The following is a 13,539-nucleotide window of genomic DNA, read 5'->3' on the forward strand; positions in this document are numbered from 1 at the left end:
GTTAGCCTCCCATAACATCCAGTTTATTCGATACATAGCGATACATCCTGAATAAAATTAAACTTGCGACACCGATCCAAGCTAACTGAACAAAAATTGAAGTTAAAGGATCAAAAAAGGCTATACCACTTATCATCGCAACCGGATAATAGCTAATTGAGGCAAAGGGTGACAATATTACAATTCGTTGAATAAATTCAGGATACAAATTAAGCGGTAAAAGACTGCCACCTAAGAACAACAGCAAACCGGCCATCAGACTTTTTAATCCATTGATACTAATTAAAACGGTAGATAACAAACCAATCATATAGCCTAAAATGAAGGCTAAGATCCAACTCAATAAAACAGATACAAGCACGATTAATAAAGAGTCGGGTCCTTGCCAATCCGTAAAACTCTCACGGAAAAACACTAGATATAATAGCCAGACAGGAATGAGTCGGTACAATAATTTATAACCCACATTTCCCATTTGTACCCCAAAATTAATAAAAAATAAACTTTGGGGACGGTGTAGAAAATTAATAATGTCTCCTTTTAATACCTTACTCGAAATAAAATCAGCAGCAGAGAAAATCGGCAAAATTAATGAAAAGGTTAAAGCACATAAAATGTAAATCGCTATCGCATTCGTATTGAAGTTTTCAACCCTTTCAACGTATTTCCAAATATAATATTGGACTAAAACCGCAACAAAAGTACTCAGAACGCTAAAAACATTATTCATTTTGTATCTACTATTCACCTTGAATTGATAGTAGGCGTAAGTCATTATATGATTCATTCTTCATCTCCTTGCCCTTGATAATCATAATTTCAGAAAAAGTCAGAACAGATACTTCTATTTGTAAATCTTGTCTCGACTTTTTAATTTGGCGCAATACATCCTCTTCTGCAATTTCCCTTACATCGAAATAATATTCTAACGAGGACACATTTTGAGTGAATAATTTAAGACCCTCAATTGAAATATCGGCATCAACTGTATCATGAAGGACCACTTTTCTAAGGTAGATGTATTCTTCTTTATAATTACAGACACTTCCTTGATATGCATTCTTGCCATCATTCAAAAGAATAATTTTATGGGATACTTTTTCGATTTCAAGAAAGTCGTGACTTGTAATCAAAAACGTCGTTCCTTTGCTTTGATTCACTTTTAGAATAATTTCCATTATTTTTTGCTTGGTTTTAACATCCAATCCGATGGTAGGTTCATCTAAAATCACTAACTCAGGCGAATGTAGCATCGCACAAATAAATTCGCCTCTCATTCTCTGTCCCAATGACAGCTCTCTAACAGGTTCATTTGCATAGTCTACCACTTCTAATTCTTTCATTAACCATTCTATCCATTCATCATCTTCTTTAGTATTTTTACTGTAAATTTTTTGAAGAAACTTAAAGGAATCAATCAAGGGTAAATCCCACCACAAATGCGATTTTTGTCCAAATAATACTCCAATTCTTTGCGCATTTTCTTTCCTATTAGTAAATGGATTCTTTCTAAATACAGAAATATCCCCTGAATCGGATGGAATAATTCCAAGTATCATCTTAATCGTAGTGGACTTACCCGCACCATTTTCTCCAATATATCCCACGATTTCTCCCTGATTCACAGCAAAAGATAATTCTTTGATCACATTCTTTTTGCTTTTAGGTAAAAACATTCTCTTCCAAATCGGTTTATTTGCTTGCTCTTCTGTATCAACGTATGCTTTTACCACTTTATTTAAAAATATCACTGAGCCATCCTCCAATATTAAATTTTCAATAGTGTCCCATCAATATACATATATTCTGTAGGTTTTGGAAGCATATGGAATCCTCTATAATTCGACAAAGTATAGGCACCATATTCTGGAAATAATAATCTATCGTTTTCATATAATTCTGGTAAAGTAATTGGATCGTCAAAATATGTATCTCCAGAAAACATAGTATTTCCAAAAAAGTAATATTTTTTCTGAAAAGAATCATCTAATGTTTTGTTATTTAAAACTATTGGACTCCCCATATGCCACGGCCCAGAAATCCATTTAGATGAATCTAAAAAAGCATAGTTAACATCAGCATTCTTTTTAATTGCAATTACTGAAGTCAATAGCATACCTCCATATTTAATTAGTGCATCTCCTGGTTCATAAATAAAATTAATTTTACTTAAAACAGGATCAGCTTTAATTCGAAATAACTCTTTTAGAAATTCGTGTCTTCCTGATCTATAGAAGCCTAGAATATCTCCACCTAGATTAATAGTATCTATAGCAGGATATCTATCTATCAAATTTATCGCAATCTCTAGTTGCTTACGTAATTCCACTAAACTTCGATTTGAATTATGGAAATGAATCCTTTTAAAATATCTCTGCAGTCTATTTTCATTTATGTATTTAAACAAATGATCACTTAACGAGATTCCAAATGAACAATATTCTCCTACAGTCTTGATTCTCAACCCAAAAGTCTTGTTTTTTTGAAAACTAACAAATCTTTTAAGCTGAGACAAAGAATCAATATCAACCAAAGTATCATCATCAAATTTTGAGAAATCGCTCTGTGTAAATGTGGGATTCATTGCTGATATTCTTTTAAACCCTATCTTCTTTGCTAAATTATATTCTTGGACACTTGCAATATCAATCCCTAAACCTAATGCTTTGAATATTTTTAAGATTTCCGTGTTATGATTAGCTTTCATAGCAAAAAAAAGCTGATTTTTCTCATTAATTCTTAAATCAGTTTGCAAATTTTTTACAGTTTCAGTAATGAATTGCTTGTCATAAATCACAGCTGGACTAGTGTCCAAAGCAATTATTTTTTCCCTTAACTTTTCCGAATATCTAGGATATAATGTTTTAGAAAATTTCACCCCCTCATCACCTCACAAATTATTTATTATATCAATTATTTTCTCTAAATCTTTATTATTAAACCCAATTGCCAACTTTAAAAACCACTCATCTCTCTCTATTGAATAATTTATAATTTCATATCTTGATTCAAAGAAACCAAAGCTCGCCCCATTATAAAACTCTATTTTCATCTCCGAAACTCTATTTTCAATAAATTTCAAAGCCTCAATATAGCGTGCTTTTCTATCTGGTTTTAATTTTATTATAATCATAGGCGATACACTCCACAAATAGTTCCAATCATCCAGAATTGGATGAAAAACCTCAAACTTTTCACTATTTAACCTTTGTGCCACCCATCCATTATTATTAAATATTGCACTTGAGTATATGGATAAAACTTCATTGCTATACATAAAAGGATGTGAAATACCTCTCAAATTATTTAAACTTAAATTTATACTATATAGCTCTCGGTTTTTTTCGCATTTGTCTAAAAAATTTTTCATACTTTGAGTAAACTTTCCGGCTTCAGAAAAAATGATTTGAGTTAAGCCAGCACTACTAATTTCCAATCCTAACTGATGCAATTTTAATAACGATTCTGTTATAACTAGTATAACTTCTTTGTTAACTCGCATAAAATCATAAAGTCTATCTATATCTAAATGTAAGTGGGTAGTTAATGTACAATCAATTATAATCATTTTAATTTTTTTTACCGTATCATTTGAAACGAACTTATCCATTATCTGAAAGTAATCAATACTCTGCATTTTCTCAGAATACAATACAGGTTCAACAATCAAAACATCATAATCAATTAGCACATCATAATTTTCTAATTCTGTAACATAAACATAAGGTAGACCTGAAATATAATAAAAAGTTTCAAAATAGCCCCTAGAACAAAGTATTTGAATTTTCTTTCTAGAATATCCATCCATATATGTTCTAATAGAATTGACTATTGCTCCAATTCCTGAATTATATAAAAGAGCTTTATATGTCAATCCATCAGGAACAGCAAATGTTTCACCATAATAATTTTCTATGTTAGGATATCTTAAATTACGTTCATAGACAAAATTATCTCCCAAAATTTTATTTTGTTCCTCAATACTATTTGCTATTTTGGAAGGGGATTTATACCATAAACTTTCCCAATACGATTTATCTTTGATAATTTTTTTTCTAAAATCTTCTCTATGTAACCTTATATAATTCAGACTAATTTTTTCTGTTTCTAATATAGTATCAGTTTTAATATATTCTATGTTCATTTTTATACCTTTTATTCTCTAATAAAATTAATATCAAAAGTTGATTAACTGTCATAGCATCTAATTTCTGATTATCATTTAGCTCAACTATATCAATACCTAAAATTTTTAAATTATTAATAATTTTTATCAAAACACTTGAGATTTCTCGAAATTCAAATCCCCCAGGCAATGGTGTACCTGTTGATTGCATTATTGAAGTCGACAAACAGTCCACATCAAAAGTAATAAAATACGGAATACTTTTATCTAAACTATCAATTATTTGATCAATATTTGATATCGTTTCTTCTACACTAAAACTATTTATTTTAGCATGAGATACAGATAAGATATTATTTCTAATCCCTAACTGAGTAATGCTCTTTATCTCTTTGCGCTCCACTAAAAAATCTAAAAAATTAGCATGATTTAAATCTCTTTCCCAATCATTTCTTGAAATTCCACTATAGTCCTGGTGTGCATCTAAATGTATAATTCCAAATTCCTCTATTGATTCGCACATCCCCATTAATGTTGCATAGCTGATCGAATGATCTCCACCTAAAATAATTGGAAACTTATTACTACATAATAAATATTCTATTACATTTATTAAATAATAAAATTCTTTGCCGTTGCTTTTAAACACTTCTCCTTTTAGATCTCCTAGATCTCCCACTAATATTCCTTTACGTCTTAAAGTCTCATTTTCCAAAATAGATGTACTATTATACCTTAAGACTGAAGGGCCAAATTTACTACCACGATACTGTGACGCACCTAAATCATACGGAAATCCCACAAATATATATTCTGCTTCTGTTTTTTCTAACATAATGTCTGACAAAAATACTTCATCGGAATCAAACATAGTGAATATACTTTTTCTATTTTCCTTTTCTTTAATAATTTCATTAAAAACATTTTCATAACAGTACCGATATTCATTAGTATCTGAAGTTAATAACTTTTTTATTTCGTTACATTCACTTATAGATAATTCTTTTTTTAAGCCTTTAAGATAATCCCACAAAAATGCTTTTTCTTTTTTTGAATTAATATATAAAACAGCCATATCCATGCTCCTAAAAAAACTTCTTTACTCAACTATGGAAGTAAAGAAGCTTATATTTTCTACAAATATTCTATGACATTCTTTGCCGCAATCTACTTCCACCGCCTTTTGAAAACATAAAGCCAAGTTCAGCTTCTTTCTCTTCAAAAATCTCTACATCACCTTCTTCTAGCAAAGATGCTTTTAAATCTTCGATAGTTTGTTCAAAAGAAACCAGTGAGCTGCTTTCACTTAATATCGCCTTTTCCATACTCCACCTCCTTCCTAAACTATTTAATTCAAAAATACCATACGTTGAAACCGCTGTCAATGTTCGTTTTCTTGTAATTTCACATAAATAAAATTCCATTAAAATACATTATTGATTCTATATCTTTTGGATCTTCTTGTATAAATATAACTAACAAAAATTTTAAGTATTAGTCATGAATCTTTGGTTCTTAAAAATCACATTAAGGGGTGATATCCCCTAATGTTTTTGCCAAACGACCATCGAATTTTTACACTCCAAGACGAAAGAAGATCGACGTAGTCTGCCTTGTAGATCTAGACCGAAAAAGAGTAGGCCAGTTGAAGAACTGGCCTACTCTTTTGTAGAGTGGTCTCTTGCGAGGGAAATATTCGAAGGATTAATCGTTTTTTCAAAAATAAATCACTTATGTCACAACCTCAATCTTTTTTAACAACATTGAAAGCTAATTATTGCAATAACCTCTAAAGCATAGGAGTTGTTTAACATGCTTCCTCAGCTTTTAAGCTTTCCGATTGAACCCTCTCAGCTCCAAACATTTGATAATAAGTGATCTCAGCTTCCATTTCTTAACAAAATTTATTTTTGAAATGATTTTAATCAACTTTATTGCCATACACTTGCTCAAATTGGTCGAGTCGTTTAAGAATCGAGCCGTATGCAGCTGACTGCTCCAAGCTAGCAAAAACACCTTCCTCTTGAATGCTAGCGCGAACATTCATGAGGACTTGCGGATACTTTAATGGTGATTCTTTACCAGATGGAATATTATCCAACCATGTATCAATCGCATCGAAGAACTGATCCCCATGTAATTCAAAAATAGCTAAAAAATTGCTGATACAATCGAGATAATCATTTAAAAACTTCAATGCTACACTTTCATCCACTTCCATATAGTACTTAGCGGCCTCATAAAATAAATCAGCTGCACAAGTTGGATGCAAATATTTAATATCAAAGATAGAAATCATCTCTTGCCCACAATGAATGGCTTGCTGAACATCCCCTACCCGCAATTGGATCATAACAGTCAGAGAAGAGAGAGTCAGCGATATTTCCTGATAAAGTTCAACCTGAAGGACTTCTTTTGCCTTGTCTAATTGTCCTTTGATAGCAAAACTCTGAGCTAATAAAATTTCTATCCCTAATTTATAAGAAGCCGGACTAAAACTTTCAATAATTGTGTCATAGTCTTGCTTATAGAACAGAAAGAGCGCTTTAAAATTGCTTGCTAGTTCCAAATTAACAGGATCATACGAATTCTCCATAATATGATCCGTCCAATGTAAGCAACACTCAAGCAATTGGGGATCTTCCTGGAGAGAATATTGATTAGCGATATACTGTAAGAGCATAATTAAAGTCTTATCATCACTCGCATAAGTCTGACATAAGGATTGAATTTCCGCTAGTTGTTCCTCTGCCAACTCGACTGAAAACTGTTCTTTAAGGCGGAGAAACAACTCATTCCTTTCCTCATGGCTTAAGATTTTCTCAAACCCTAACAAATCATCCACACTTACATTAAAAAAACTAGCCAAAGGCATTAAATACTGAATATTGGGATAGGACTGGTTATTTTCCCATTTTGAGATAGTCGCTTTATTGAGTTTTAAGTATTGGGCTAAGTCTTCTTGCGTGCAGCCTTGAATGATTCGATATTTATGGATATTTGCTCCAATATTCATCTAGTCGCTCCTTAACTTGAACAATCCTTGATTATTTTAATTTCTATATTCTCTCTCATCTATTATGCATCTTTTCTCTAATCAAATCTAATCAGTAGCCATTCGTGCTCTAGATAGATATCCCTCTCATTAATCATTTTTCTAACAAAAGCTTTTCCTTCTTCATCTACTCAGTACATGAAATCTGCATCGTAAACTGAATCCTTTAAAAATCCATTTTTTAATGATCTTTCCAATACAATCTATCTTTTATTTTTCTTTTCTTCGTTGTATTTCCAAGCAAAGAGTCCAGCTAACATCACGACTGCAAAAGATAACCATAATACCATTCTTTTCACCCTTTTCTATTAGATTGTCCCTCAATACAAATCGCATCAAGAGCAAAATGTCTGCACCTTTCTCATTAAGACTTCCCGTTAAGACGCTTTAACATTTGATTCTATTATATAATTTCTATTTCATTAACTATAGTTCCGAAACGTTGACATTCCTTAAATTGAGTTAACGATTCTGCAACTTATGATCAATGGTCTTGTTCCAAATCCTCTATCAATCATGCCCACCAAAAAAACAGGAGAATGAACTTCTCCTGCTTGATTGATTCAAAGATTATTTTATTAACAATTTTTATCGACAAAGTGCTGATAATCCTTCTCGTAATGATAATTTACATGATCTTCCTTATGCTTTTCTAAATACTTCTGTATATTCTCTACGTATTTCACAACTTTGGCACGGTTCTCTTCCGAAGCTCCTTGGCTAATTGTCTCCAATGATTGAAAGATATATTTAATAATAATCCCGTTATCAAAGCCATAATTCAAGACTGGATCATAAATATCCTGAATGACTTCCGAGAAATCAAGGGTCTTGAAGGCCACAAACGATCGATCAATATCCTCACCTTCGATGAGATAGCCATCCTTAAACTGGACAATACGTCGTAAAAGAACCATGATCACATTCATGGAAGATAAAGTCGAATTGGGAGCATAAATAGTTGACGTGATCGACTTCATACCAATATCCATAATCTTCTGGATTGAAAAGAAAAAATCCTGGTGCCCAGTTCGAATATAGCCAATCGACACACACGCTAACAAGTCTTGCTCCCATCGTTCCAACTCTTCTGAAGGGATCTCTTCATGGGACAAGATCGTAAACATCGGGGTATTTAAGGTGATAAAGACTCCTACCACATGATGGAAAATCGCTGATTTTTCTGCTTCTGTCACCCGTTGACAGACCTTCTTGACATCAACCTCTTGAATATAACCATCCTTATCAGCCAGCACAGAATATTGATAAGCATAGTGTTCGGAAGGTAAATCTGGTTCATCCAAAATCTCTTTTCCCTCAATCGAACGCTCATAGATATCTAAATGTTCCTCCGCCTCCCGTTGAAGCCTTATTACTAAACCATTGGGCTGAATATAATTGATCACTGCTCGAATAAAGCCATTGAAATAAATCAAATCAACGAGCACGTAGACAATACAAACACTCGCCACAATGACCTTTTCATTATCAATATTCATATCGAATAATAAAAGACTGGTAATCGTATAAGTAAAGCCCCCAAAAAAAATACCGAAAGCTTTAAGGGTCACCGTATTATCCAAGAAATTCTCGACCAAACTTTCAGAATATTGCGAAGAAAAATTAGTCAGAACCACCATGGTTGTCGAGAAAGTAAAGGTTAATATTGTAGATGAAACAATCACAACAGTATTGAGAATCTGAACAGCCAGCTCAACCGAAATAAAAAAAGGCTTAATAGCTGATGGTAAATTTGCATCATCAAATTGATGATCAAAAAACGTAAGACCAACAGCCAAAGCAGCACTCAAAATCCCGAAAATAGCCGGATAATACCAGGATGATTTTCTGACTTTTAGCCACTCGAAATTTTTCATATCGTTTAATCCTTTCAAAATGGTTACTAAACCTATCAAAATTTTGTCTTTTTTCATTATTTTGACACTCTCAATTTATAGGAACTGGCTCCCCAATTCAAGAAATAAGAACTAGGGAGGACACGATGGATCCTCCCTAGCAGGTTGCTTGTACTTGTTATTGACAGATTTTTTAATCAGGATTCGAATGGACCTAGCACTTGGCTAAAATAGGTCTTAGCCGCCTCATATTCACACGAATCATAGTGAAAACCATAATAGGAAGCCAGTCGCTGAGCAATGCCATGACTTTCCTCGATGATAATCCTTAAATGCTCTTCTATCTCCTGTAAACTCGTATTACCATAAAGTGATAGAAACGTTTGCTGATCCTTTAAGTGTTCCAAAATCCCCTGGTCAAACTTACCAAAATTATAGTGCGCTCGGTGTAAATCAATTAATTGTTCTTGCTTTATCAACTCTATCAACATTTTCCTCAATACATGACTTAAAAGGGACTCAGCATAGAGACGATCTTGCCGCGCAATTCCCTTTACCACATACGTACTGACCCAGAAAATTTCATTCAGCCATTGCTTGATCTCTTCTTCACTCGCGATATAAGTATGGTAAAGTTCTAACTCACGGTTAAAGTTAAATGCTCCATAAGAGCCCTGTTTATCTAATAAGACCTGCGAATAGGCATCATCTAATCGATCTGTTAGAACCTCAGGATGAATCAATCTCAAATCAATGCGCGTTAAATCTTTGAACTGCATCAAAAAAGCAAAAACTGAATAATCGGTTAAACCTGGTTGTTTATCAGGTGTCTGCATGATTAATACATCGCCAAATTGTTGAGGCCAGTCTTTTTCCTGGGCAATTTCGTTGACATAACGCGTAATATAGACAAGATCATAATCTTGAAAGCGATCCTTACGACTTCTGGGATTAGCACGGGAACCATTCAAGAGCACTCCCTCAATGCGATCATCAGCCATCGCGATTCGAATCGTTAAGTCCATTATTTCTTTTTCACTTCTCAAGCCTATCCCTCCCCGAGTGACGATCCTTACACGTAAAATAGATTCTCTTTTAATCTTTCTTCTATTCTACAATAAAAGACACAAAAAACCTCAATTAAGCAAATGCTTTCGCTCAATTGAGGTAACACTTCTCAAACTAAGAATTCAGATCGCGATGACGATAGAATTTAAGACCTAGATACGTCAGGAGTAAAAAGATCCCCATCAATATCCCTAACATCCCATAATCTAATTTATCAATAGGGTAATTGGGAAGCAAACCAAAAGGTGTTAATTTCTCCATGAATTCAGGAAGATCAAACATACGACCAATATAGATGACCATGAAAGAATAACCCAAATACAGATAGGCTAACCAAGATAAACGAGGCTGACAGCCTATCAGAAAGATCGCAAGCCCCAGTGTTACGAGAATAGCCGGCAAATAATTAAAACAAGCAACCATAAAAACCTCTAAATCGGGTAAATCTTCCATCACTTGACGGCCCACTAGCCAAAATCCTGTAGCCACCAGGGCTTGATAGCCAATCGCTGCCAAGACCGAAACGAGAATGAAGGAAGCAAAATAAGTGTAGCGCGAAACGGGTTGATTTAAAATCTCCTCACTCAGAAAATGACGTTCTTCTGTTAAAATTCGCTTCACAAAATTAATAACAGGAATCGTTGCAATCATCGACATAATTAGCACTAACAATCCTACAAACTGTTCCGTTAAGGAAAAGTCAGAATTCACCACCAGCATTTGTTTGACAATTTCCGAAGAATTGATATACCCTTCTAAATCACCAAGGGTACTCCCATACATGGCTGAAAAAGTTAAAAGCACCAAGGCCCAAATCACGAGTTGACCGGCTAACAACTTCAAAGTAAAACTCGGAACCCCTTTGATGAAAGGACTAATTCCTCTACGTCCTGGTCGCTCTTTAAGAAGTCCACTATCCAAATCCCGTCGACTTAATAAAAAGATTGCCAAGATCAAGATCACTATAATTTCAAAGGCCAATATTAGCAAAGGCCAATAATAGTCATTCACAAAAGTTTCAGTTCGAGTGATCAAACCAAGGGGTGAAATCAAGGAAAGGACTTCTTTCGAAACATCTCCCATGGCTCTTAACAAGTAAAAAATTAAGAGGGTCAAAAATGATAAAGAGCTTGCAATTCTGGCCGTATTACTTAGCTGGGCAAACAATAAGGTCATAACAGCGAACAAAAAACCAAAAGCAAAAATCGAGAGAGATAAATTAACAATACTATTAAGGGAAGCATCTGGCGAAAGGACTTTAAAACCAATGATCATCAAAAGTCCCAGGACCAAATTGACTAGAAAAGCAATGATCAAACTCGCTACCTCATTTGCATACCTGCCGACAGGTAAAGAACGAACTAATTCTGACCGCCCCTGCTCCTCATTCTGCCGGGTGTGTTTCACCATAAACAGAATATTCCAAATGGCCACCATAATCGCCGCGAAGACTGTCATATAGTTAGCATACATAGAACCCGTCGTATAGGTATCTTCAACAAAGACCGGCCCCACCATAGAAATCATGGCTGGGTTACGCATAGTTTCAATTAGGACTTCCATATTAGATGCTGAAGCTAACATTTCATCAAAGACTGGCCACAAGCCCACCAAGAAAACAGTCATGGATAACAAATAAAGAGGGAGGACGATTCTCTCTGTTTTAAAGATAAATTTGACCAGAGCAAAAGTATTTTTGAGTGCTTTAGCCATCCTAATGCTCCTCTCCATAATAACCCATAAATAATTCTTCTAAAGTAGATAGACGTGATTCAAAAGACTTAATCTCATATTGGCTCAGTTGAGCGATCACTTCTCCAATCTTGTGATTTTCAATTTTAAACTCATGGTAACCGTCAATTAGTCGATAATCTTTAATGTAATCCACTTGATCGAGGCCTGAAATGTTTTTCTCCGTGGAGACTCTAATATTAGACATGCTTAAGTGTCGCATATCTTGCAAGTTGCCCTTCTCAATTATTTTGCCTTCTTTAATGATATTGATCGTATCACAAAGCTGTTCCACTTCTGAGAGAATGTGAGAGGATAGTAGAATCGATTTCCCTTGATCCTTCAACTGTCTTACTTCCTCTTGAAAAAGTGTCTCCATTAAAGGATCCAATCCTGAAGTAGGCTCGTCAAAAATGTATAAACTCACATCAGAACTTAAGGCTGCAATTAAAGCCACCTTTTGGCGATTTCCTTTCGAATAAGTTTTACATTTTTTGGTAGGATCCAAGTCGAATCGTTTGATTAATTCATGCTTGTAAGAGGTGTCCTTTTGCTTCTTTAACATCAAGAAGAAATCAATCACCTCGCCTCCTGTCAAGTTGGGCCAAAGATTAACATCGCCTGGAACATACGATAGATACTTATGAATCTCCACAGCATCCTTCCAACTGTCTAAGTCAAAGACCCTACTAGTTCCTTGAGCTTTAATCATGCCTAGGATGACTTTAATCGTGGTAGTCTTTCCCGCACCATTGGGACCGATAAAGCCTAATATTTCTGAAGCATTCAAGGTAAGATCGATCCCTTTTAAGGCTTGAAAATTACCGTACGATTTTCTGACATTATTTAATTCAAGAATTGTATCCTTCATTATTATCTCCTTCACTGCGATAAAAGAGTCGCTTCAAATTTTCTAAAATTTGATCAAAATCCTTCCAATCATCGTCAAATACCATCTGTGTCACATCTTGATTTTTCAACCTCATTATTAACTCTTGGCTATAACCATCCATAATCCACTTAATATATTTTAGTGAGACCTCCTTAGGTAAATCCCTACGTAATCGGCTATCTTGCTTCTCAGCATGCATATCTTTGGCATAATCCACTTGAAGTTGTTGCAATCTTGCAAATTTTTCAGCCACCTCCTCCGTTAAGGAAACCTCATCTGGTGATAAAAAGAGCACCAAAGAAAATTCCGTTAAATTTCGATTTTCTTTATAGGATTGCTGCTTGTACATAGAAGCTAAATGATAACGTTCGATATAATCCAATTCCCTAATCTGAGACAGGAAATCCTCGTAATGTTCTAAGAGAAGATCACAAGTATAATCGACCAAAAAGTTAAAAAGTAATGCCTTACTGCCAAAATAATGGAAGATCATCGACTTAGAGATCCCTGCCGCCTTTGCGACTTGTTCAGTAGAAGTTTTCTTATAACCATATTTAGAAAATTCCAACATGGCGGCTTCCACTATTCGTTGTTGCTTGTCTTCATCAATTTTATAAAAATTCTCGTACATCCCATTTCCTTTCTTAAGCTCATCGATCAAATCGGTTTATAATTTCATTATACTCTTATCGACCGATATGGTCAATAGGTTGATGTTAAATCTCCTAACCACTAAATTCATGCCTTCATTCTTTTGATCTAATAATAATTGTTAATCACCAAAAACACCTTCCCAAACGGAAAGGTGTTG

The 13,539-nt window shown here is 34.3% G+C and carries 12 protein-coding genes; all 12 read right to left on the reverse strand.

The window, feature by feature from the left end:
- Nucleotide 1 precedes the first annotated feature (1 nt).
- The 12 genes from HZY91_RS02460 to HZY91_RS02515 all read right to left on the reverse strand — a co-directional run bounded on the left by HZY91_RS02460 (nt 2) and on the right by HZY91_RS02515 (nt 13,359).
- Nucleotides 2–787, reverse strand: a complete 786-nt coding sequence (locus tag HZY91_RS02460) for a hypothetical protein (RefSeq protein WP_197114341.1) — start codon at nt 785–787, stop codon at nt 2–4.
- The gene (locus tag HZY91_RS02465) at nt 741–1,751 is read right to left on the reverse strand and encodes an ATP-binding cassette domain-containing protein (protein WP_197114352.1); all 1,011 of its coding nucleotides are present in this window, start codon (nt 1,749–1,751) and stop codon (nt 741–743) included. Before HZY91_RS02465 ends, HZY91_RS02460 begins: the two co-directional genes overlap by 47 nt.
- A 17-nt stretch (nt 1,752–1,768) precedes the next feature.
- A complete protein-coding gene (locus tag HZY91_RS02470; RefSeq protein ID WP_197114354.1) occupies nt 1,769–2,878 on the reverse strand; it encodes a hypothetical protein in 1,110 nt (369 codons plus the stop codon).
- 12 nt (nt 2,879–2,890) lie between these two features.
- Nucleotides 2,891–4,144 carry a hypothetical protein gene (locus tag HZY91_RS02475; protein ID WP_197114356.1) on the reverse strand — a complete coding sequence of 418 codons (1,254 nt, stop codon included), beginning with the start codon at nt 4,142–4,144 and terminating at the stop codon, nt 2,891–2,893.
- Nucleotides 4,125–5,201, reverse strand: coding sequence for an arginase family protein (locus tag HZY91_RS02480; protein WP_197114358.1), 1,077 nt, complete (start codon nt 5,199–5,201; stop codon nt 4,125–4,127). Before HZY91_RS02480 ends, HZY91_RS02475 begins: the two co-directional genes overlap by 20 nt.
- A gap of 70 nt (nt 5,202–5,271) precedes the next feature.
- Entirely contained in the window at nt 5,272–5,451 is a 180-nt protein-coding gene (locus HZY91_RS02485) for a hypothetical protein (protein ID WP_197114360.1), read from the reverse strand.
- A 596-nt stretch (nt 5,452–6,047) separates the two neighbouring features.
- Nucleotides 6,048–7,142, reverse strand: a complete 1,095-nt coding sequence (locus HZY91_RS02490; protein ID WP_197114362.1) for a helix-turn-helix domain-containing protein — start codon at nt 7,140–7,142, stop codon at nt 6,048–6,050.
- Nucleotides 7,143–7,759: 617 nt separating this feature from the next.
- Nucleotides 7,760–9,115: a DUF2254 family protein gene (locus tag HZY91_RS02495; RefSeq protein WP_197114364.1), complete on the reverse strand. Its 1,356-nt coding sequence runs from the start codon at nt 9,113–9,115 to the stop codon at nt 7,760–7,762.
- A 119-nt stretch (nt 9,116–9,234) separates the two neighbouring features.
- Entirely contained in the window at nt 9,235–10,083 is an 849-nt protein-coding gene (locus tag HZY91_RS02500) for an aminoglycoside 6-adenylyltransferase (protein WP_197114366.1), read from the reverse strand.
- Nucleotides 10,084–10,219: 136 nt separating this feature from the next.
- Nucleotides 10,220–11,818 carry an ABC transporter permease gene (locus HZY91_RS02505; RefSeq protein ID WP_197114368.1) on the reverse strand — a complete coding sequence of 533 codons (1,599 nt, stop codon included), beginning with the start codon at nt 11,816–11,818 and terminating at the stop codon, nt 10,220–10,222.
- A 1-nt stretch (nt 11,819) separates the two neighbouring features.
- Entirely contained in the window at nt 11,820–12,707 is an 888-nt protein-coding gene (locus tag HZY91_RS02510; protein WP_197114369.1) for an ABC transporter ATP-binding protein, read from the reverse strand.
- Entirely contained in the window at nt 12,688–13,359 is a 672-nt protein-coding gene (locus HZY91_RS02515; RefSeq protein WP_197114370.1) for a TetR/AcrR family transcriptional regulator, read from the reverse strand. The genes HZY91_RS02510 and HZY91_RS02515 overlap by 20 nt, the downstream gene beginning before the upstream one ends.
- Nucleotides 13,360–13,539 lie beyond the last annotated feature (180 nt).

The sequence above is a fragment of the Facklamia lactis genome, assembly GCF_015863205.1.
GTDB lineage: Bacteria > Bacillota > Bacilli > Lactobacillales > Aerococcaceae > Facklamia > Facklamia lactis.